We start from the raw sequence: 20170 nt of genomic DNA, 5'->3' as shown, positions 1-20170 counted from the left end.
GCGCGATAATGGATGCGGATGCCGCAACACCGCGGCATCCGCAGCGCACGCCCACAAGGCCCGCCGAAAGAGGACGCGATGACGCACCACACCCTGCCCCTGCCTGATTTCACGCACGAACGGGTGGAGGTGATCACCGGGTCTCGGAGCGGCCTGTTCATCGCCGTCGCGCTGCACTCGTCCGTGCTGGGCTCCGCTCTCGGCGGTGCGCGGCTCTGGACGTATCCGCACTGGAGCGACGCGCTGGGCGACGCGCTGCGGTTGTCCGCCGCGATGACGCTCAAGAACGCGGCGGCGGGGCTGGACGCCGGCGGCGGCAAGTCCGTGATCGGCTTGCCGGAGGGAACCGTGCTCGACGCCGACCGGCGGCGCGCCGCCTTCCTCGACCTCGGTGACGCCGTGGAACTGCTCGGCGGTCTCTACCGCACCGCGGAGGACGTCGGCTCGACCACGGAGGACATGCTCGTGGTCAGCGAGCGCACGGCACACGTCGTGGGCCTTCCGTCGACGGTCGGCGGGTCGGGCGAGCCGGCCGGGCCGACCAGTCTCGGTGTGTACTCCTCCATGCAGGCGGTGTTCGAGCGCATCGCCGGATCCGCGTCGCCTGCGGGCCGCCGGGTGACGATCTCCGGCCTGGGCCAGGTGGGCGGGCGGCTCGCGAAGCGCCTCGCCGACGAGGGCGCGGTGCTCACCGTCACAGATGTGAACCCCGCGAAGAAGGAGTTGGCGGCGGCGATCGGGGCCACCTGGGTCGAGCCCGGCGCCGAGCACCTCGTGCCCGCCGACGTCTTCGTGCCGGCCGGGATCGGCGGGGTGCTCACCGACGAGGTCATCGACGCGCTCGACGTGAAGGCGGTGTGCGGTCCGGCGAACAACCCGCTTGCCGATCACTCGGGAGCGGACCGCCTGGCGGCGCGCGGCATCCTGTACGCGCCCGACTTCGTCGTCAACGCGGGAGGCGTGATCTACCTGGACCTGGAGGCCAAGCACCTCGGCAGCACGGAGGAGATCATGGCGCGCGTCGCGGGCATCGGTGACACGGTGCGCCGGATTCTGGACGACGCGGAGACTCGCGGCATCACCCCGCTCGCCGCGGCGGAGGAGCTGGCGGCGGCGCGGCTGAACGCCGGGGTCGCCGCGCGCTGACGATCGCGGTCGGCTGCAGGTGCGTCCGGGCGCGAACTGATACGCGGCGTCCGATCCGGACGGCGGCACGGGCGCCGCGGCTGTGAAAGGCTGGAGAGGTGACGATCGTTCCTCCCCAGCCCGGTGAGCCGCGGCGCCCGGAAGGGCCGCGGGACAGCGGCGACGCCTGGGTGGTCGCGCCGTCGGGGGAGCGGTACTGGGGGCGGTACGGCGCGGCGGGCCTGCTGGCGGTCGACCCGGAGCGCGGCGTGCTGCTGCAGCACCGCGTCGGGTGGAGCCATTACGGGGGGACCTGGGCGCTGCCCGGGGGTGCACTGCACGAGGGGGAGTCCGCGCTGCACGGCGCTGTGCGAGAGGCGCAGGAGGAGGCCGGCATCCCGGACGAGGCGGTGCGGCCCTGGTTCGCGAGCGTGTTCGATCTCGGGTACTGGTCGTACACGACGGTGGTCGGGGAGGTGCTGGAGCCGTTCGAGCCGGTGATCAGCGACCCGGAGAGCCTCGCGCTGGAATGGGTTCCCGTCGGCGAGGTGACGGAGCGGCCGCTTCATCCCGGGTTCGCGGATGCCTGGGCTCGGCTGCGTCCGCTGCTCGAGGTGCGGCCGGCGATCGTGGTGGATGCCGCGAACGTCGTCGGATCGGTTCCGGACGGGTGGTGGAAGGATCGAGCCGGCGCAGCCACGCGGCTGCGCGAGCGTCTGCGCCGGTGGACGCACGCCGGAGTGACGGGGGCCGCGCTCGGCCTGGATGCGGAGCGGTGGTACCCCGAGGTGTCCCTCGTCGTCGAGGGCGCCGCACGGGGCATGGATGACGGTGCCGGGGCGGCTTCGAGCGGTCGTCCGGATGGTGGGCTCGCCGGGGGCGCCGCTGTCCGTGTGGTGCGTGCCGACGGACACGGCGATGACGCGATCTTGCGCGAGGCTGTGGCGCGACGCGACGCCGGGCGCCGCGTGACGGGCGTCACCAGCGACCGGGAACTGCGGGGGCGTCTCGTGGCCGCCGGGGTGCCGGTGATGCCGGCCGGGTGGTTGCTCGACCAGTTGCCGGACTGACGGTCCTTTCAACCATGAGGCGTTCGCAATCGTGCGGACGCGGGCATGTTCGGACGTGGGCACGTTCGGACGCGGGCGTGATCGGCCGGCTTGCTCGACACGGCTTGCTCGACAGGGCTTGCTCGGACGCGCGGCATGTTCGGAGCCGGCCTGCTCAGACGCGGGCATGCTCAGAGCCCTGGACTGGAGGTGGCCGTTCAGAAGGGTGCGGGCTCTCGTTCCGGTGCGGGTCGCCAGTGATCGGGCCGCTGGCGCGCGGGATCGGATTCAAGGACTGGATCTGAACGTCGGTCTGGATCTGGACCCGGGTCGGCATCCGGACCCGGATGGGGGTTGGGGGTGAAGAGGACCCGTGCTCGGGGCCGGTCGGTGTGGGTGCGGCCGAGGGGGCTGGTCCATTCCAGAGTGCCATCAGGAAGCTGGCGGACGGCCCAGCGGATGTGGTCAGGCAGATCGGGGTGCTTGATGGTGTGGTGGGTGAGGCAGAGGTGGCTGAGGTTGCCGATCGCGGTGGGTCCGCCTTTGGCGTGATCGTGGTTATGGTCGATCTGGCAGCGGTGGGCGGGCATGCGGCAGCCGGGGAAGCGGCAGTGCTGGTCGCGCGCGCGGAGGAACCGCCGCATGGGCTCGGTCGGTGTGTAGGTGTCGGTGTGGGTGATGAGGCCGGTGGGCGAGAGGAAGAGTCGGGTCCATCCGGTGGTGCGGCCGGCGAGGGCGCGGGCGGTGTCGGGGTGGAGGGGGCCGTGGCCGTCGAGTTCGGCAGATCGCTCGTCGTCGCCGTGGAGGGTGGTGGCGTTGATGGTGACCTGGATGCGGGCGGTGATGGCGTCCAGAGCAGTGCCCCGGGCCTGGGCCGGATCCGTGGTCAGGAGGAGGTCGGCGAGCAGGTCCGCGCGGATCTGATCCAGCGTGCGCGTCTCCTCGACCGTGGGTGATTCGGCGGGGAGAAGCGGTGCGGGGTCGGCGGAGAGGATCTGTTCCCAGATCCGCGTCCATTCCTTCTCATCGATCCCGCCATCGTCCTCGTCTTCACCGTCGTCATCGACGTCGTCGTTGTCGGAAAGAAACGATCCTTCGTCGTGCTCACCATCAACCCCGTCGAGTTGGCGGCGGAAAGCGTCGACGGCTGCCCAGTCCTCGGCGGTGAGGGCATGATCGTCCTCGTGCGCGTCCAGGAGGGCGATGCCAAGGTCGGGATCGAGCGGTCCCGGCCGCCCGGTCCCCGCCGCCGCACCGGCTCCGGCCGCTGCGGTGGTCCTTGCACCCGCCCCGGCTCGTGCGGTTCCCGCCGCTTTGGTGGTTCTGGTGGGTTTGTGGGTGCGGAGGAGGTGGCGGCCCATCTGGGTGAGGCGGTCCATGATGCCGGCGGCGAGGTGTTCGGGCAGGACGGCGGTGAGCAGGGCGAGGCCGTCGCCGACGGAGCGGATGGTGACGGTGCGTTCGGCGCGGGCTTTGCTGTGCCGTTCGGTCACGGTCTGCCCGGCCAGGGACGCGGCGACCTGCCGGGCGTGCGCGCGGGTGCGGGCGGGGCTGTCCTGTTCGGCCACCACGAGCGCCGCCGCCTCGTACAGGGCCAGGGTTCCCGGGTCGACCGTGCCGTGCCCGATCGCCTCGTGCACCGCACCGGCGCAGCGCACGATCTCCCGCACATGCCCGATCGTGACCCGCCCATCCTGGAGCGCTTCGCGTACGGCGGGGAAGTCCTCCGCCAGCGCCCACGCGTCCGTGAACGCGTACTCCACGCTGCCCTTGGAAAGCCGACCGGCGGCGGAGTACTCCGCGACCATCGACCGCCAGATCCCGTCCCGATGCACCGGCGACCGGGCCGCATCGGTCTCCATCACCCGCATCCGCTCCGCGAGCAGCCCCGCCGCCCGCGCCTCCAGCGCCGCGATCTCGGCCCGGGTCCGCACCCACTCATCCAGCAGCGCCGCCCGCCGCTCGAAGTCCAGAGGATCCGTCCCCGCCATGAACCCATACTAGAACACAACTACGATAGAAGCAACAGAATAGTTAGAAGAAATCTTCGCTTGTGGGGTAGGAGTCGCGGCCGCGCAGACGGTCGATCTCCCGGCGCTCGCGCTTCGTGGGCCGACCCGCACCGCGATCACGCACGGCGACCAGAGCGACAGGTTCCCGTGGTGGGGTGCGGTCCTCGTACGCCGTGACGGCGACCGGGGCCCCGACCCGCTTCGACAGCGTCTGCCGCACGACGAGGAGCCGATCGAAGCCCGAGATGCGGACGCGTACTTCGTCGCCCGGTCGGACGGTCTGTGCTGCCTTCGTCCGTTCCCCGTTGACCCGGACGTGCCCCGCTCGGCAGGCGGTGGTCGCCGCTGATCGGGTCTTGTAGATGCGGATCGCCCACAGCCAGCTGTCCACTCGGACCGGCTTGTCGTTCATCGGGCGGGCTCACGTTCGCGCAGCATCCGTCCATCGTAGGCGCGGGATGCGGGTGAAGTCCGGCGTCATCCCCTGAGATTGAGGGTCACGAGGACGCGCCCCCGCGTCAACGGAGCACCCTGCTGGAAGCCCTGCGCGAGGAACGTCGAGAGCGTGCCGTGGAAGAGATCGTTGGAGCGGTGCTCGCCCTCGGAAGTGTCGACGGGATACGCCTCGATGAGGCGGGCGCCGGACTCGCGCGCATAGTCGATCGCCGCGCGGAGCAGTTCGGTGTTGAGCCCCTTGCCGCGATGATCTCGGCGCACCACGAAGCAGGTGACCGACCAGACGCCGGGGTCGCCGAAAGGTTCGGTCGTGGCCGCCGCGATCGCCCGGGTGCGAGGAATGCGCCGTTGCCGGTCGCGCGGTCCGATGCGGATCCAGCCCGCTGCCTCTCCGTCGACGTACGCGACCAGGCCGGGCGCGGGTCCGGCGGCGATCTCGTCGTGGAACATCGCGCGCCGTTCGTCGACGTTCGTGGCGTTCCAGTCCTTGTTCGTCAGCATCGGCCACATGCACTGGCAGCTGGGTCCGTCGTCGCCGCCGGTGAGCGAGTGCTGAATGTCGTCCGAGCGCTCGATGGTGGCCTTCTCAGTCGTGATCCTCGACATGTCAGCACGCTACGCGGTGCCTCCGACTTCGGGCAACGATCCGGCGCCACGCCCGTCCGTCCGCGGTTCGCGGGGCTCTGCCTGGTGGGCTACGATAGGGGAGTTGCCCGCGCGAGAGCGCGGTCGTCCACGGGCTGTGGCGCAGCTTGGTAGCGCACTTGACTGGGGGTCAAGGGGTCGCAGGTTCAAATCCTGTCAGCCCGACCAGGTGAGGCTTACTGCAAATACCGACCCTATGGGCCGGGTTTGGAGGAGCTTCCAGGGTCAACGAAGTAAGGGAGTCGCCCATGTGGGCGGCTCCCTTCTTCTTCGTCTGGTAGTGCTTGGCCCAGGAGGCCTGGGCGAGGTCGTGCAGGCGGCCAGGCGGTGCTCCGATGGTGCTGGCGTGGTAGATCGTCTGGACGGTGAACAGGTCTCCGAGCGGGTCTTCGAGGTCGTGGTCGATGATCTCGTCGTGGTCGATGAAGATGTGCTTGAAGATGGCCTGGTTGAGGCGTCGGCGGACTTCGTCGCTGGCGTTCATGTACAGCTCGTAGGGGGTGAGTCGCCCCGGCATGTCCGGAGACTGGATTCCTTGGAAGGATCAGTCTCATGGGACGTCCCAGTAAATACCCGGTCGAGTTGCGCGAGCGCGCCGTCCGGATGGTCGCGGAGGTGCGACCGGACCACGACAGCGAGTACCAGGCGATCAGTCACGTCGCCAAGCTCCTCGGCGTTGGCTCGCCGGAGACGGTGCGGCAGTGGATCCGGCGGATGCAGGTCGACACCGGCGCTCGGCTGGGCGTGACGAGCGAGGCGCAGGAGGAGATCAAGCGTCTCAAGCGCGAGGTCGCGGAGTTGCGGCGGGCGAATGAGATGGCGGATTCAACCGGTCAACGCAATGGGAGCTGTGAACTTCTCCGATGGTGTCAGATAGCCGAGCGTCTTGCGTGGTCGTCCGTTGAGCGAGTCCTGGATCGCGGTCAGGTCCGCGCGGGTGACGATGCTCAGATCGGTGATCGTCGGAAGGTATTGACGTAGCAACCCGTTGGTGTTCACATTGCTGCCCCGCTGCCACGGGGAGTGCGGGTCGCAGAAGTAGATCGGGATCCCGGTTGTGGCTGTGAACTTGAGGTGCTTGGCCATCTCCGCGCCCTGATCCCAGGTGATCGTCCGCGCCAGCGACGACGGGAGCGCGGTGATCGCTTCGCGCATCCGCGGCCTCCACCTTGTCTGCACTCTTCCCATCAGGCAAATGCAGCAGGAGCGTGAGGCGGGTGCTGCGTTCGACGAGGATTCCGACGGCGCTACGGCTGTTCTCACCAAGGATGAGATCGCCTTCCCAATGCCCGGGAACGGCACGGTCCTCGTCCTCAGCGGGGCGCTCGCTGATCATGACCATCCCTGGCAGACGGCCGCGCCGATCCGTTGCCGTTCGCGCCTTCCTGGCCGTGCGTCCCGATCTCAGGCAGCGGGCGAGTTCTCGGCGCAGTTGCCCGCGTCCCTGTACGAACAGGGACTGATAGATCGTCTCGTGGCTCACGTGCATCTCCGGGTCGTCGGGATGCTCCAACCGTAGGCGGGCAGCGATCTCCTGCGGCGACCACAGCTGCTTCAACTGCGCTGTCACGGTCTCGAGCAACCGGCCACCGTCAAGCTTGAACGGCTTCGGCCTGCGGGCCTGCTCCCGGGCGTCCTCATGCGCCCGCCACGCCGAGTACTCCTCGCGTCCGCCGCCCCGCTTGACCTCGCGGCTGACCGTCGACACCGCCCGCCCGAGGCTGCGCGCGATCGCAGTGAGCGTGTCACCGCGGGCGAGACCACGAGTATCTCCTCGCGATCGAAGACCGGGTGATGACCCTCGCGCGGCTCCCAGCCGAACGGTTTCCCGTCGAGGTGACGCCCTTCCCGCGCCATGCGGCCGACCATCGGCGCCGTGCACCCGATCTCGCGAGCGATGTCGATGAGTCCCCATCCCTTCGAGTGGAGACGGAGCGCGAGCTGCTTCTGCTCACGACTGCGATGACCATGCTTGCCCTGCAACCGATGCCTCCTGAGATCAATGTCTACTTCATCTCACAGCACCCATTGCGTTGACCGGTATGATCCGCCTAGAGCGTTGTCCTTCGCTCGTCGGATGGTGCGGTCCTGTGCCGCGCTACGTGATTGTGGAGGTAGTTCAGATGGCTACGAATGAGACGAACACGGCAGCTTCTGCTGAGGGGGCCGTTCCGGATACTCCTGCGGCCAAGGCGCCGGGCTCTGCGTCGCGAGTTGACCGCGCACCTTCGGCTGCGCGGGTCCCTGACGGGGCCGGGGCCGAGTCGGCGGGGCGTACGACGATCGCGGACGGGGTCGTGGCGAAGGTCGCCGGTATCGCTGCCCGTGAGGTGTCGGGTGTGCACGCGCTGGGCGGCGGGGGAGCTCGCGCGCTGGGCGCGATCCGCGATGCGGTGAACGCAACGGACTTCACGCAGGGTGTGAAGGTCGAGGTCGGCGAGACGCAGGCTGCTGCGGACATCACGATCGTGGTGGACTACCCGGCGCCGATCCAGGACGTCGCGGAGAACGTCCGTCAGGCTGTGACCGATGCGATCACTCGACTGGTCGGTCTGCAGGTCGTCGAGGTGAACATCGACGTGAACGACGTGCACCTGCCCAGCGACGACGCTGACGACGACAGCGAGTCCCGCGTCTCATGAGCACCACGCTGACCGGCGCCCTCGTCGGCGCAGTGCTCGCCTTCGCGGCGTTGACCTTCGGATTCTGGGGATTCCTGCTGGTCGCGCTGCTGATGGGTATCGGTGCCCTGGCCGGGCGAGTGGTGTCCGGTCAGCTGGATCTCCGCGCCCTGGCCGGGGTGTTCACGGGGAGGCGCGTCTCGTCATGAGCACGCTGACCGTTGAGGCACCGGCCGGAGCCGCCCCCGCGGTTCGGGGATCGGTGCACGTGCGGGAGCGGGTGATCGAGAAGGTCGTTCGCGAGGCATCGGCGGTCACGATCGGCGTGCCACGGGCAGACGTGGATGTTGAGGTGTCCGAGTGGGGCGGTGGTCTCGCCGTGCGTGTAGCGGCGAAGCTGCCGATCCCGGACCTCGACGACACGGAGGCCATCCGTGCTGCGCCGACGGTGATCGAGCGGCTCCGGCAGATGCAGACGGTGCTCGGTGTCGAGCTCGGTCGGTTGACCGGGCGCGATATTCGACGGGTGTCGTTCACCGTGACGGGTGCGACGGTTCCGGAGCGAAGGAGGGTGAGGTAGATGACGAACACCGTGATGACGCGCGTGGTGCGCCGCGAGATGCATTCTCCGCGCACAGTGGTGACGGTGGTCGTGCTCGGCCTCGTCGTGGTCGCCGCTGTTTATGCCGGTGTCGAGATCGTCCTGCACCTGGTGGGGGCGGCCCCGTTGCTGGCGGCGCCGGGTGCGGCGCTCGCGTGGGTAGCGGAGCTGCCCGCAGCGGAACCGCGCGCGGCGGTCATCGCCGGGGCCGTGGCGGTCGCGATCGTCGGGCTCGTCCTGTTGTGGTTCGCGGTCACCCCGGGGCGCCGCCCCAAGCATGCCCTGGGTGTCACGGGGCACGCGGTGATCGTGGACAACGGGGTGATCGCCTCGGCGGTCGCCGAGCGGGTGCGGCGTGAACTCGATGTTCCGAAAGGGGCGGTGGTCGTGGGGATCGGTCATCGCACCGCGGATGTGACGGTTCGCCCGGAGCCCGGGCAGGTGATCGATTGGGCCCGTGTTCGTTCGATCGCGGGGGAGGAACTGAACGGGTACGCGCCCGAGCCGCGGTTGAAGGTGCGGGCACGGGTGCTGCCGCCCGCGGGGAGGGACGAGACGTCATGAACGCGACAAATCGAGGAACGAACCGGGCCATCCTTCTCCTCACCGGGCTGATACTTCTCGCCGCCGGTGCGTGTACGGTCCTCGCATCGGCGTGGCCGGTCGCAGCCCAGGCCTGGGAGGCGTGGGCAGGTGATGCGGTGTCCTGGATGCAGGATGCGGATGAATCCTCCCGCCTCTCCGACGCGACGACCGTGAGCTGGCTCACGATGGGCGTGCTGGCCGTGCTGCTGGTCATCGCGGTGGGAGCGGTGGCGGTGATCGCCCGGTTGGGTGGCGGTCAAAGCAGCGTGGTGATCCGTGAGGAGAGCGGCGAGGGTGCGCAGGGAGCGGTGGTGATCCGGCAGGGCTTCGCCTCCGATGCCATCACCCATTCGCTCGCCTCCCGGGGGGAGATCCTCACGTCGCGCGTGAGCGCGAGCAGGGTGCGTGGCGAAGACGTGCTGCATGTCCGTGTCACGCCGAGGCAGAACACCTCACCGGTCGATGTCGCCGAAGCGGTGGCCCGGCTGGTCGACAACCTGGCGAGGCTTACCGGCCGTGAGACCCCGACGCTCATCTCGATCCACTCGGGCGTCCGAGCCCGTCTCGCAGCCGACCAGCCGCGAGTCAACTGACACTCCCTCGGGAGAGAAAGGAGTAACGCGATAGGCAAGAACATTGTGATTCTCGCGGTGATCGTCACCGCCGCCTATCTGGTCGGTGTGGAATCGGCGAAGTCGCGGGGGAAGAACTACGAGGACCTGCGTCACCAGATCGAGCACCTGTGGACGAGTCCGGACGCGAAGAAGGCGAGGCGGCGGATGCGGAAGAACCTGCGGAAGTCGATGGGGAAAGCACGCAATAACGTCCTCGGCAGTTAGCTGACGACCCGCCGCATGGCACGCACCCGGTCAAGATGCGGCAGCGTCGGCCACGTCTCGATCTCGCCCGACGCGCGGTCGACCACGATCCACGGGGCGCCGATCTCGACAAGCCCGCGCCGCTCGTCGTCGACGACCCGTTGCGGCGTCACGAGGAGCGCGCCGTCGTCTTCCCAGCCGTCACGAGCGAAGGGCTCGCCGAAGTGCTCGGCGGCGACCCGCAGCGCTTGCTCGAACGTCAGCATCAGGTGTTCTCTCGGCGTCGATGTGACCGGAAAGTGTCAAGGCGGGTGAGACAGATTCCGTCAGGCGGTCTGTATGAGGGCCTCCTGTGAGGGCTGGTTGATCCAGGCGGCCTCGGGCAGCTTGGGCGCCTGGGGTCGGCGGTGGCCGAAGCGCTCGGGACGGGCGGCGTAGGCCGCGTCCAGGGTGGCCTGGCGCTGGGCGCGGACCTGCCCGGCGGTGCCGAAGTGGACGCTGGCGGGGGTGTGCAGCCCGATCCCGCAGTGGCGGTGCTCGTGGTTGTAGTAGGCGAAGAACTGCTCGGCGAACGCGCCGGCGTCGGCCAGGGACCCGAAGCGCTCGGGGAAGACCGGGGCGTACTTCAGCGTCTTGAACGCCGCCTCGCTGTAAGGGTTGTCGTTCGACACGTGCGGGCGGGAGTGCGACCTGGCCACCCCGAGGTCGACGAGCAGCTGAGCGACCGGTTTGGAGGTCATCAGGTCCCGCGGTCGGCGTGGATCGCCTCCGGCACGCCATGGATGCCCATGGCGTGCTCGAGCAGGTTCTTGGCGATCTCGGCGTCCTCGCGGGCCGCGATGGTCCAGCCCACGACGAACCTGGAGAAGATGTCGAGCACGACGTACAGGTCGTAGTACACGCCCCGCTCCGGCCCCTTGAGCTTTGTGATGTCCCAACTCCACACCTGCCCCGGCGCCGTCGCGACGAGCTCGGGCCGGGTCCGGGGCGGGTGGCTCGCCTGCCGGCGCCGTTCCCCGGCCATGTCGTGCTCGCGCAGGATCCGGTGCATCGTGGACATCGAGCACAGGTAGGTGCCCTCGTCCAGCAGCGTGGCCCAGACCTGGGCGACCGACTTGTCCGCGAACCGCTGGCTGGTCAACACGGCCAGCACGTGGGCCCGCTCGGCGGCGGACAGCTTGTTCGCCGGTGCCGGCCGCGGTGTCCGTGGACGTGGCGGTGGCGGGTTCTTGGCCCGGTAGTGACTGGCGCGGGAGCGACCCAGCAGCGCGCACGCAGCCGCGGTGCCGACGTGCTCGGCCAGCCCGTCGACGGCCGGGTTGATCACCGCGGCGACCGCGGCGGCTTGTCCGCGCTCTCGGAGAGCGTCTCCAAGAGCGCGTGTGCTTTTCCCATCAGGTCCAGCGCCGCCCTGGTCTTGGCCAGCTCGGCCTCGGCCTTCTCCGCCCGGGCCCGTAGCGCCTGCAGCTCCCGCTCGCGCCGGTCCCGCGGCTTGCTGCCCAGCCCGGACAGCGAGCCGGCGGCCGCGGCCTTGCGCCACTCGATGATGTGGGAGGTGTACAGGCCCTCCCGGCGCAGGATCTCCCCACGCCCAGAGCGGTCCGCGGCGTCGTACTCGGCCAGGATCGCCGCTTTGAACTCGGCGGTGAACGTCCGCCTCTTGGGCCGGTCAGCACGAGGAGCCATAGCCCCATCATCGGTGCCGACGTCAGCAACCGTCATCGTCATCTCAGTATTGGTCCGTTCTCGCCCCGTGCAGTGCGAAGGTCAGCAGTGCTGGTGTCTCACCCCATCCTGACGCACAGGGGGACGCCGACCGAAGGCGCAGGCAACCACTGGTGGTACCGTCTTGAGCCCGATGACCTCTACGCGCATCAGCTCCCGAACGTGATCTCGTCCCGGATCACGAAGCCCGCACCATGGTGACGAGCGCTAACATGGGGTCATACCACCCGGCGCCTCTGGCGCCGGGTCTTTTCTTTGCGCATCACCGACGGTCCGGGGCGCTCGGTACCCTGGGAGCCGTGCGCCGTCCGGAGACCACCGCTGAGATCGATACCCTGCGGACACGGATCGCGAGACTGGAGCGGGAACTTGCAGAAGCCCGCGAACAGCTGAGGGAGCTTCAGCGAGAGGAGCCGGTCGGCGCGCGCCCTCGCTCCGATCTGCTTCCTACCGTCACGGCGGCCTCGTCGAGCGCCGAGAAGCTCGCCTTGTTCCGAGCGCGCTTCACCGGCAGGAACGACGTCTACGCAACGCGCTGGACCAGCGCGCGCACGGGGACGTTCGGCTGGAGCCCTGCCGTGCGCGGCGGCTTCTACACCGGCTCCGAGACCGCTGCTGACTACCTGCCACTCGATGAGCGCACGATCGAACGGCATCTGCGGGGCGCGGCTGCTCATGGGGAGCGCGAGTTCCATATCGGTCTCTACCCGATGCTCGAAGGCGACCAGTGCAGGCTTCTCGTCTGCGATTTCGACGACGCAGAGTGGCGGCACGATGCCGCGGCCTTCGTCGCAGAGTGCGAGCAGGTTGGGATCCACGCGCTCACCGAGGTCTCCCGTTCCGGCGAAGGCGCGCATGTCTGGATCTTCTTCGAGGACGTGCTCCCCGCCATGACGGCTCGCGCAGCGGGGATGCGGCTCCTGCGCGCTGCGATGACACGCAGGCCGGCGATGGACTTCCGCAGCTACGACCGCTTCTTTCCCTCGCAGGACACGCTGCCCGAACGATCCTCAGGGCGGGCGCGCCTGGGCAACCTCATCGCGTTGCCCTTGCAAGGCGACTGCCGCCGACGCGGGACGACCGTGTTCGTCGACCCCGACACATGGCGTCCGCACGAGGACCAATTCGCGGCACTCGCGTCGACGACGCCCGTCTCCGCAGAACGAATCAGGGAACTTGGAGCGACGAGCCACGCAGAGGCGCGCGTGGGGCCCGCCGAGTCGTTGGCCACCAGGCCACGGCGAGCGAGCATCCGAGCGGCCGCGCGCGGAACCGCGCATAGGTCGCTGAAGCTTCGCCGCGATGCTCTGCTGCACGTCCCGACGGCACACCTTGCGGGCATCGTGATCACCGAGCTCAAGCACATGGCATCGGTGCCCAACCCCGAGTTCTATCGGAGGCAAGCACAGCGGTTCAGCACCTTCGGGACGCCACGCCTGGTCACCAGCTTCGAGCACGACGAGCACGAGCTGCGGCTACCACGGGGGCTTACCGACGAAACCGTGGCGCTCCTCGCGGATGCGGGATTCCAGGCAGCGATCGAGGCAACAGCGACGGCACAGACACGTCTGGAGCTGACATTCACGGGGCAGCTGCGAGAGAAGCAACAGGAAGCCGTCGACGCGCTCCTCGCACATGACACCGGAGTGCTCGTTGCACCGCCCGGGGCGGGCAAGACGGTCATGGCCTGCGCGCTCATCGCCGAGCGCGCCAGGCCGACGGCGATCCTCGTGAACCGGGCCGAACTGCTCACACAGTGGCGTGAGCGTCTACAGCAGTTCCTCGGCCTCACCGACAAGCAGATCGGACAGCTGGGAGCCGGGCGTCGGAAGCGGCGAGGTGTCGTGGACCTGATCATGATGCAGTCCGTCTCGCACCGGAACGCCGACCCTGCGGTGCTGGAAGAGTACGGGCAGATCATCGTCGACGAGTGCCATGCCGTCGCCGCTCCCGCGACCGAGGCCGCCCTGCGCAATGTCAGCGCACGCTACTGGGTCGGGCTGACAGCGACCCCCTACCGTGCCGATCAGATGAACGGCCTGATCACGATGCAGTGCGGGCCGGTGCGGCACGTGCTCGACTCTCAGGAGCGAGCGGAGCGCAAGCTGATCGTCCACGAGACGACCTTCCGCACGGACGAGCCCGGGACAGACGGGCCGTCTATCCAAGCGATCTACTCGGAGCTCGCCGCCGATCCCGAGCGCAACGCGATGATCGCCCGGCACGTCAATGAAGCGGTCGCCCAGGGGCGGACGTGCCTCGTCCTGACGAACAGGCTCGAGCATATCGACGCGCTCGCAGATGCATTGAAGGGATGCGCGGCGCCAGTGGTCGGGCTCCATGGGCGCCTCCCCACCGCGGAACGCCGAAGCATTAGAGCGTCTCTCAACGAGATGGAAGCACGGCAGCAGCCATACGTGCTCCTCGCCATCGACAAGGTCGCCGGCGAAGGGCTCGATCTCCCGGCGCTCAACACGCTGTTCCTGGGAGTTCCGGTCTCCTCCAAGGGGCGAGTGATCCAGCAGATCGGACGCATCACCCGCGGGCATGATGCCAGTCACCTCCCCGCCACCGTTCATGACTACCGCGACATGTACGTACCGCTTCTGGAGCGCATGTACTCGCGACGACGGCGCATCATGGCGAAGGAGGGCTTCGTGACGGCGGGGCCCTCCGAAGAGGAGTAGGTGTCGTTCATCGACGAGGACGCAGTACCCGTCTGATCGTGGATTCGCTCACTCCGTACATCTCCATCAGCTCGCGTCGGGTCGCCCCGCTGGCGAACAGACGCCGAGCCTCGGCCTTCTGCTCCTCGCTCAGGGCTGCGCGCTTCGACTTGGCGGTGAGGTCGAACCCTGCGCGCCGGAGCGTGTCGCGGACGGTGTTGCGGCGCACGTTGTACCGCTTGGCAAGCTCATACGTGGATGCTCCGGCCTCATAGTCATCGATGATGAGCCTCACGACCGATCGATGCAGTGCGTTTTGCTGGGGGAGTGGTCGGTCATCCGCTTCCCGCGTCGAGCCTCGCGCAGTGGCCAGGAGTTCGGCCAGTTCCGCGGTTTTCCGCGCTTGTTGGCAGTAGTTTCGCAGCAGCCCGACCATTGAGGGCCGGATCTCGCACGAGTTTCCGGTCCTTCTAGCGTCCGCCGCCATGCCGCTTCCCGGGGCTCGCAGACCCGAGCGCCCGGTCTGGTGTCGGGTGCGTAACGCTGAGTCGCTGGTGACATGTAGCCGCGAATCGGCTCGCCGAAGCTCGGCCCGGAAAAGGGCTCAGACCTGCTCGGTCAGCTCCTGTAGTCTCCGCGCCAGGAACCCCCGATCGAGCTCGTTGTCCGCGAACTCCCATGCCCGGGCGAACTCGGCCCGGGCATCCGCGTTCCGGCCGAGGCGGTGCAGCAGCTCGCCGCGGGCCGCGTGCAGGTGGTGGTAGCCGTCGAGGTCGAGCGTGTCGAGCATCGACAGCCCGGCATCCGCCGACTCCGCCTCTGCCACGGCGATCGCCTTGTTCAGCGTCACGATGTCGGAGTCCAGCACCTGCTGCAGATCGGTGTACAGCGACACCACACGCGACCAGTCGACCCGGTCGCGCGCGTGCTCGGCCGCGATCTGCGCCTGGATGATGTACGGCGTCCGGATGCCGGTCGACCCCGTGGAAGAGCATCAGGGCGAGCAGGCCGTGGATGCGGCACGAGTCGGGCAGCAGCGCGCTCATCACCCGTGCCAGCCAGATCGCCTGGTCCGCCAGCTCGGCGCGCCCCGCATACCCGGCGTTGAAGATGAGGTAGATCACGGTGAGGACGGCATCCACCCGCGTGTCGAGGTCCGCCGGGCGCGGCATCGCGAACGGGATGCCGGCGTCACGGATCTTGGCCTTCGCGCGGGTCAGCCGGCGCTTCATCGTCTCCTCCGGCACCAGGAACGCCCGCGCGATCTCGACCGTGCTCATGCCGATCAGCGACCGCAGCACGAGCGCCACCTGCGCCTCGCGCGACAGCGCCGGGTGACAGCAGGCGAAGATCAACTCCAGCCGGCCGTCCGGGATGGCCGTGGCCGCCCCGGCATCCGTCCCCGGGTTGCCGACCGCCGATGGCAGGGACTCGTCGAGCCCGACGTCCACGCGCTTGTCCCGCCGCAGCGCGTCGATCGCCTTGCGGCGCCCGGTGGTGCGCAGCCAGGCACGCGGGCTCTCCGGCACACCGTCCCTCGGCCACGCCCGTGCCGCCGCCTCGAAGGCCTCCTGCGCGGCCTCTTCGGCGACGTGGATGTCACGGAAGAGGCCGCACAGGTAGGCGACGAGCTGGCTCCACTCGTCGCGGAAGATCGTCTCGATCAACCGGTCCGCTCCACGACCGGGCGGATCTCGATGGCGCCACCCTCCGACGCGGCCGGGATGCGGCGCGCGATCTCCATGGCCGCGTCGAGGTCGGGCACGTCGACCAGATAGAACCCGCCGAGATACTCCTTGCTCTCCACGAACGGCCCGTCGGTCACGAGCTCGCGCCCGTCCTGGATGCGGACCGTGGTCGCGCTCTGCGGCAGCTGCAGCTGCTCGCCGCCGACGGTCGCGGCGTCCATCCCCACCGCCGCATACCGGCTCATGACCTCGGCCACCTCGGCCTCGCTCCGGGTGCTCCAGGCGTCCGGGGTGTCGTAGATCAGCAGTGCGTACTTCATCTTCTCTCCGTTCTCTCGGACGATCCCGCCGTCGATGGACGTCACCGTCGACGCTCGTCACAGTGTTGACGGACGGGATGCCCGGATGGGGACACCGGCGCCGGAATCCGCTGCGGATCCACTATGGCGCCGGCACGGCCTCACCGGCCAGGAGCTGTTCCGCCTCTCGACGAGGCCGGCGGACATCAGCGAGCGGTCGAGCGACAGGCTGCCGTGCGATGGCATCGACGGCTCCTCGCAGCGGAGTGCGTTCAACGCTCCGCCGCGCCGAGGAACAGCGCGACGAAGGCCAGCAGGTTGACCGTGACGTGCACGACGACGGCGGTCGCCGTCTTGCGCTGCACGCCGGCGAGCGCCACGAGAGGCACGGTGAACACGAGGATGGTGAGGACGGCCTGCGGCTGCCACAGGTGATACAGGCTGAACAGCCCGGCCTCGGCGATGCCGCCGATCATCCACCCGCCCGGCATCAGCGGAAGGAGGCGGCCGCGGAAGTACACCTCCTCGATCACGGGTCCAACGATGACCTGCGTGATCAGCCAGAGAACCACGGTGGTGCCGACCACGAGGGGTGGATGCTCCGCGAGTGCGCTCGGACCGGCGGTGAACCATCCCGGCAACCAGGACAGCACGGCGTCGTGGATGATCGGCTCCAGCCAGACCACGGCCCCGGGCGCCAGCAGCGCCGCCACCAGAGCCGCGAGAAGCACCGGCAGGTCCTCCCGGCCGATCCGCCCCAGAGGGAGGACGGTCACGCCGGTCGCGGCCGCGCGGCGCTGCAGCCGTCGACCCAGCCAGACCTCGAGGGGCAGGATCACCAGCACGGTGCCGAAGAGCAGCGCCCACACAGGTGGCAGGCCCGCGGTCTGCAGCGCAGGAGCGGTGAGGAGGAAGAAGAGCAGCAGCGCCGCGCCCGGCGCGAGGTGCAGCAGCACGGCGGCCGGCCAGGACAGCAGGCGAGGACGCTCGCCGGCGCCGGCTACGCGGCCGGCGGCGGGCAGAGGAGTGGCGTTCACGACATTCGACCTTCACCTTCGGAGCCCTCCTTCCGGGTGCCGCCGGGCGGCACCCGGAAGGAGGGCGGGTCGGGATCAGCTCCAGAGCCCGACCGGGTTCCCGTCCGGGTCGCTGACGATCGCGATGCGCCCGTAGTCGCCGGGCAGGTCCATCGGTGGGAGGTACACCGTCGACCCGAGCTCCTGCGCCCGGGCGACCGTGTCCTCCAGCGAGTCGGTGCGCATGTAGATCTTCACGGCCGCGTCTTCCGGACTCGTCTTGGGCCCGATGCCGCCGCCGACGCCGTTCTCTCCGACGCCGTTCTCTCCGACGCCGTTCTCTCCGACGCCGTTCTCTCCGGAGCCGGTGTCGACGAGGCCGTAGCCGTCCTCATCGACCTGGATGCGCCAGCCGAACAGGTCCGAGTAGAACGACCGGAGCCGCGCCGGGTCGTCGCTGACGATCTCGAAGAAGTTCACGGGATGGTTCGACATTGCTCTTCCTTTCGATATGCGGATGATGCGAGGGGGACGCCGGGGTCAGTGGACCGGGCGCGGATCGACCGCGACCGGGAACGGCAGCAGCAGCCAGTCGACCGTGCCGACGTCGTCGAGATACGCCGGGTCGTGGTCCCGCAGGCGCTCCAGCTCGTCCTCCGAGTCGGCCTGCACGACGCACATCCCCCAGCTGCCGTCGGGGTCGGCCACCGGCGAGTAGATCAGCACCCGCCCCTGCTCGAACGGCTCCCGCCAGTACTCGATGTGGCGCTGCATGGTCGCCATCTCGGCATCCGACATCGTCTGGGCGAAGTCGGGGCGATGCGCCCGCAGGCGGTACAGATACCAGGACATCTCCGCTTCCTTTCGCGTGAGTTCCGGCGAGGTGGGCGTCGTCGGCCGCCGGAACCCAGTAGACGCCGGCGTCCGTTAAGCGATCGTTAGCGGTTTCGGCACGCCGGCCCCCGTCGGGCGCCGGGTCGCGGCATCCGCTCGCGACCGGTACGCTCGCAGACGACGTTCCCGCATCCGAACGAAGGAGCACCCTCCCGTGACCCAGAGCGCCTCCCCGGCAGCCGGCGCCGTCCCGCAGCGCGCGGAGTGGACCGGTCAGGTCGGCTTCATCCTGTCCGCCGTCGGCTCGGCCGTCGGACTCGGCAACATCTGGCGCTTCCCCGGCGTCGCCTACGAGAACGGCGGCGGGGCGTTCCTCATCCCGTACATCGTCGCCCTGCTCACCGCCGGCATCCCGATCCTGTTCCTCGACTACGCCATCGGCCACCGCTTCCGTGGTTCGGCGCCGCTCGCGCTGCGCCGCCTGGCCGGCCGGTTCGGCGAAGGCCTGGGCTGGTTCCAGGTGATGATCTGCGTGTTCATCTCGCTCTACTACACCGCCGTGCTCGCCTGGGCGCTGAGCTTCTTCGTGTTCTCCTTCGACCTGCGCTGGGGGTCGGATGCCGCGGCGTTCTTCACCGGCGACTACCTGCGTGTCGCCGGCGAGCCGTTCACTCTCGACTTCGTGCCGGGCGTGCTCCTGCCGCTGGTGCTGATGTGGGTGGTCACCCTCGGGATCCTCGAGGCCGGGGTGGTCAAGGGCGTGCAGCGCCTGAACGTCATCGCCGTCCCGCTGCTGGTGGCGGGATTCCTCATCCTGGTCGTGCGGGCGCTGTTCCTGCCCGGCGCGATCGACGGCCTGAACGCCTTCTTCACCCCCGACTTCGCCGCGCTGGGCAGCCCGTCGGTGTGGGTCGCCGCGTACAGCCAGGTGTTCTTCTCGCTGTCCGTCGCCTTCGGCATCATGCTCACGTACTCGTCGTACCGCCGGCGCAAGTCCAACCTCACCGGGCCCGGCCTCGTCGTCGCCTTCGGGAACTCGTCCTTCGAGGTGCTCGCCGGCATCGGGGTGTTCGCGACGCTCGGGTTCTTCGCCCACCAGCAGTCGATCGCCATCGCCGAGCTCGAGGGCCTCACCGGCGTCGGACTCGCCTTCATGACCTTCCCGGCCATCGTGGCCGAGATGCCCGGGGGACAGTTCTTCGGCGCCCTGTTCTTCGGAGCCCTGGTGCTCGCCGGCCTCACCTCGCTGATCTCGGTGATGGAGGTGATCCTCGCGGCCGTGATGGACAAGTTCGGCCTCAGCCGCGCGCAGGCCGTGTACGGTCTCGGCGGTGCGCTCGCCGTGATCTCGATCGTCCTCTTCGGCACCACCTCGGGCCTGACCGCCCTGGACACCATCGACAACTGGGCGAACAACATCGGCATCGTCGGGTCGGCCGTGATGATGACCATCACCGTGTTGTGGATCCGCCGTGCCGGCACCGAGCTCAGCGGCCACCTCAGCATGCTGTCCACCTTCAAGCTCGGCCGGATCTGGCTGTTCCTGGTGTCCGTCCTCGGACCGGTGGTGCTCGGGTACATGCTCATCGCCACCGTGTTCGGACTCCTCTCCGAGCCCTACGGCGGCTACGACGAGACCTACCTGCTCATCGTCGGCTGGGGTTCGGTGGTGCTCATGATCGCCGGGTCGCTGCTGCTCACCCTGAGCCCGTGGCGGCGCGACCCCGCGCTGTTCACGGTCTGGCCCGCGGTGCCGGGGGAGCGCCCGCGTCCGGCATCCGCAACCACGGAAGGAGGTGCACGATGACCGGCATCGCACTCGTGTTCCTGGTGATCGCCGTCGTGATCATCTGGGGCGGTCTCGTCGTCAGCACCGTCCTGCTGTCCCGGCGCCCCGAGGTGACCGCGTACCCGCCCGGCGGCGACGAGGTCGAGGCGCAGGACCACTCGGGGCGCGCATAGCGGCTCGCGGCAGCGCGCGCCACCCCCGTTGACCGGCTCGCGGGCGCGGGGTAGACCGGATGCTCCGA

At 69.2% G+C, this 20170-nt stretch carries 24 protein-coding genes, 1 tRNA gene and 4 pseudogenes; 14 read left to right on the top strand and 15 right to left on the bottom strand.

Annotation, left to right across the window (positions count from 1 at the left end):
* Positions 1-78 precede the first annotated feature (78 nt).
* Both JRG78_RS08250 and JRG78_RS08245 read left to right on the top strand, forming a co-directional pair.
* Positions 79-1146: a Glu/Leu/Phe/Val dehydrogenase family protein gene (locus tag JRG78_RS08250; RefSeq protein WP_272653288.1), complete on the top strand. Its 1068-nt coding sequence runs from the start codon at positions 79-81 to the stop codon at positions 1144-1146.
* Positions 1147-1244: 98 nt separating this feature from the next.
* A complete protein-coding gene (locus tag JRG78_RS08245; RefSeq protein ID WP_272653287.1) occupies positions 1245-2195 on the top strand; it encodes an NUDIX domain-containing protein in 951 nt (316 codons plus the stop codon).
* 197 nt (positions 2196-2392) lie between these two features.
* Here JRG78_RS08245 and JRG78_RS08240 read toward each other — a convergent pair whose 3' ends face one another.
* The 3 genes from JRG78_RS08240 to JRG78_RS08230 form a co-directional block, all read right to left on the bottom strand.
* Positions 2393-4165, bottom strand: a complete 1773-nt coding sequence (locus JRG78_RS08240) for an HNH endonuclease signature motif containing protein (protein ID WP_272653286.1) — start codon at positions 4163-4165, stop codon at positions 2393-2395.
* A 43-nt stretch (positions 4166-4208) separates the two neighbouring features.
* Positions 4209-4598 (bottom strand): RNA-binding S4 domain-containing protein, encoded by a 390-nt coding sequence (locus tag JRG78_RS08235; protein WP_259608168.1) that lies wholly within the window; start codon positions 4596-4598, stop codon positions 4209-4211.
* Between the two features lie 65 nt (positions 4599-4663).
* On the bottom strand, positions 4664-5248 hold the full coding sequence (locus JRG78_RS08230) for a GNAT family N-acetyltransferase (RefSeq protein ID WP_272653285.1): 585 nt from the start codon (positions 5246-5248) through the stop codon (positions 4664-4666).
* 130 nt (positions 5249-5378) lie between these two features.
* On the opposite strand from JRG78_RS08230, the gene JRG78_RS08225 reads away from it, so the two are divergent.
* A tRNA-Pro gene (locus tag JRG78_RS08225) sits at positions 5379-5455 on the top strand.
* Here JRG78_RS08225 and JRG78_RS08220 read toward each other — a convergent pair.
* Positions 5418-5771, bottom strand: coding sequence for a hypothetical protein (locus JRG78_RS08220; protein ID WP_259606232.1), 354 nt, complete (start codon positions 5769-5771; stop codon positions 5418-5420). The two genes, JRG78_RS08225 and JRG78_RS08220, sit on opposite strands and share 38 nt — an antisense overlap.
* A gap of 68 nt (positions 5772-5839) precedes the next feature.
* Here JRG78_RS08220 and JRG78_RS08215 point away from each other — a divergent pair.
* Positions 5840-6106: pseudogene (locus JRG78_RS08215) on the top strand (transposase); the annotation flags it as partial.
* 6 nt (positions 6107-6112) lie between these two features.
* Here JRG78_RS08215 and JRG78_RS12745 read toward each other — a convergent pair.
* Both JRG78_RS12745 and JRG78_RS12740 read right to left on the bottom strand, forming a co-directional pair.
* Positions 6113-6475: an IS30 family transposase gene (locus JRG78_RS12745; protein WP_432806398.1), complete on the bottom strand. Its 363-nt coding sequence runs from the start codon at positions 6473-6475 to the stop codon at positions 6113-6115.
* Between the two features lie 58 nt (positions 6476-6533).
* Positions 6534-7169 (bottom strand): annotated as a pseudogene (locus tag JRG78_RS12740) (IS30 family transposase); the annotation flags it as partial.
* Between JRG78_RS12740 and JRG78_RS12735 the strand changes: the two are divergent.
* The 7 genes from JRG78_RS12735 (at position 7082) to JRG78_RS08180 (ending at position 9933) form a co-directional block, all read left to right on the top strand.
* The gene (locus tag JRG78_RS12735; RefSeq protein ID WP_432806397.1) at positions 7082-7324 is read left to right on the top strand and encodes a hypothetical protein; all 243 of its coding nucleotides are present in this window, start codon (positions 7082-7084) and stop codon (positions 7322-7324) included. The pseudogene JRG78_RS12740 and the gene JRG78_RS12735 sit on opposite strands and share 88 nt — an antisense overlap.
* An 86-nt stretch (positions 7325-7410) precedes the next feature.
* On the top strand, positions 7411-7929 hold the full coding sequence (locus tag JRG78_RS08205) for an Asp23/Gls24 family envelope stress response protein (protein WP_259608167.1): 519 nt from the start codon (positions 7411-7413) through the stop codon (positions 7927-7929).
* Positions 7926-8117: a DUF2273 domain-containing protein gene (locus JRG78_RS08200; RefSeq protein WP_259606231.1), complete on the top strand. Its 192-nt coding sequence runs from the start codon at positions 7926-7928 to the stop codon at positions 8115-8117. The genes JRG78_RS08205 and JRG78_RS08200 overlap by 4 nt, the downstream gene beginning before the upstream one ends.
* Positions 8114-8488 carry an NTP pyrophosphohydrolase gene (locus JRG78_RS08195; protein WP_259606230.1) on the top strand — a complete coding sequence of 125 codons (375 nt, stop codon included), beginning with the start codon at positions 8114-8116 and terminating at the stop codon, positions 8486-8488. Before JRG78_RS08200 ends, JRG78_RS08195 begins: the two co-directional genes overlap by 4 nt.
* Positions 8489-9073: a DNA/RNA endonuclease G gene (locus JRG78_RS08190; RefSeq protein ID WP_259608258.1), complete on the top strand. Its 585-nt coding sequence runs from the start codon at positions 8489-8491 to the stop codon at positions 9071-9073.
* The gene (locus JRG78_RS08185; RefSeq protein ID WP_272653284.1) at positions 9070-9687 is read left to right on the top strand and encodes a hypothetical protein; all 618 of its coding nucleotides are present in this window, start codon (positions 9070-9072) and stop codon (positions 9685-9687) included. The genes JRG78_RS08190 and JRG78_RS08185 overlap by 4 nt, the downstream gene beginning before the upstream one ends.
* Positions 9688-9732: 45 nt before the next feature.
* Complete coding sequence (locus tag JRG78_RS08180) at positions 9733-9933, top strand: hypothetical protein (protein WP_259606228.1); 201 nt, start codon at positions 9733-9735, stop codon at positions 9931-9933.
* Here JRG78_RS08180 and JRG78_RS08175 read toward each other — a convergent pair.
* Both JRG78_RS08175 and JRG78_RS08170 read right to left on the bottom strand, forming a co-directional pair.
* Complete coding sequence (locus JRG78_RS08175) at positions 9930-10178, bottom strand: hypothetical protein (RefSeq protein ID WP_259606227.1); 249 nt, start codon at positions 10176-10178, stop codon at positions 9930-9932. The two genes, JRG78_RS08180 and JRG78_RS08175, sit on opposite strands and share 4 nt — an antisense overlap.
* A 60-nt stretch (positions 10179-10238) precedes the next feature.
* A pseudogene (locus JRG78_RS08170) lies at positions 10239-11634 on the bottom strand (IS3 family transposase).
* 302 nt (positions 11635-11936) lie between these two features.
* Here JRG78_RS08170 and JRG78_RS08165 point away from each other — a divergent pair.
* Positions 11937-14324 (top strand): DEAD/DEAH box helicase, encoded by a 2388-nt coding sequence (locus tag JRG78_RS08165; protein WP_259606226.1) that lies wholly within the window; start codon positions 11937-11939, stop codon positions 14322-14324.
* A 7-nt stretch (positions 14325-14331) separates the two neighbouring features.
* Here JRG78_RS08165 and JRG78_RS08160 read toward each other — a convergent pair whose 3' ends face one another.
* The 7 genes and pseudogenes from JRG78_RS08160 to JRG78_RS08130 all read right to left on the bottom strand — a co-directional run bounded on the left by JRG78_RS08160 (position 14332) and on the right by JRG78_RS08130 (position 18158).
* Positions 14332-14739, bottom strand: a complete 408-nt coding sequence (locus JRG78_RS08160) for a helix-turn-helix domain-containing protein (RefSeq protein ID WP_259606225.1) — start codon at positions 14737-14739, stop codon at positions 14332-14334.
* A gap of 168 nt (positions 14740-14907) precedes the next feature.
* The gene (locus JRG78_RS08155; RefSeq protein WP_272653283.1) at positions 14908-15201 is read right to left on the bottom strand and encodes a hypothetical protein; all 294 of its coding nucleotides are present in this window, start codon (positions 15199-15201) and stop codon (positions 14908-14910) included.
* Between the two features lie 97 nt (positions 15202-15298).
* Positions 15299-15970: pseudogene (locus tag JRG78_RS12730) on the bottom strand (RNA polymerase sigma factor); the annotation flags it as partial.
* Positions 15967-16356, bottom strand: a complete 390-nt coding sequence (locus JRG78_RS08145; protein WP_272653282.1) for a YciI family protein — start codon at positions 16354-16356, stop codon at positions 15967-15969. The pseudogene JRG78_RS12730 and the gene JRG78_RS08145, both read right to left, overlap by 4 nt.
* A 206-nt stretch (positions 16357-16562) precedes the next feature.
* The gene (locus tag JRG78_RS08140) at positions 16563-17327 is read right to left on the bottom strand and encodes a CPBP family glutamic-type intramembrane protease (RefSeq protein WP_259606221.1); all 765 of its coding nucleotides are present in this window, start codon (positions 17325-17327) and stop codon (positions 16563-16565) included.
* A gap of 75 nt (positions 17328-17402) precedes the next feature.
* Positions 17403-17801 carry a VOC family protein gene (locus JRG78_RS08135; RefSeq protein WP_272653281.1) on the bottom strand — a complete coding sequence of 133 codons (399 nt, stop codon included), beginning with the start codon at positions 17799-17801 and terminating at the stop codon, positions 17403-17405.
* Positions 17802-17846: 45 nt separating this feature from the next.
* Entirely contained in the window at positions 17847-18158 is a 312-nt protein-coding gene (locus tag JRG78_RS08130; protein ID WP_259606219.1) for a YciI family protein, read from the bottom strand.
* Between the two features lie 196 nt (positions 18159-18354).
* Between JRG78_RS08130 and JRG78_RS08125 the strand changes: the two genes are divergently transcribed.
* Positions 18355-19947, top strand: a complete 1593-nt coding sequence (locus tag JRG78_RS08125) for a sodium-dependent transporter (protein ID WP_272653280.1) — start codon at positions 18355-18357, stop codon at positions 19945-19947.
* Positions 19944-20102 carry a methionine/alanine import family NSS transporter small subunit gene (locus tag JRG78_RS08120; RefSeq protein ID WP_259606217.1) on the top strand — a complete coding sequence of 53 codons (159 nt, stop codon included), beginning with the start codon at positions 19944-19946 and terminating at the stop codon, positions 20100-20102. The genes JRG78_RS08125 and JRG78_RS08120 overlap by 4 nt, the downstream gene beginning before the upstream one ends.
* Positions 20103-20170 lie beyond the last annotated feature (68 nt).

The organism is Microbacterium sp. EF45047 (assembly GCF_028472845.1).
GTDB lineage: Bacteria > Actinomycetota > Actinomycetes > Actinomycetales > Microbacteriaceae > Microbacterium > Microbacterium neungamense.
Note: the sequence above shows the minus strand (reverse complement) of the source record. Positions and strands in the feature narration are given on the sequence as shown.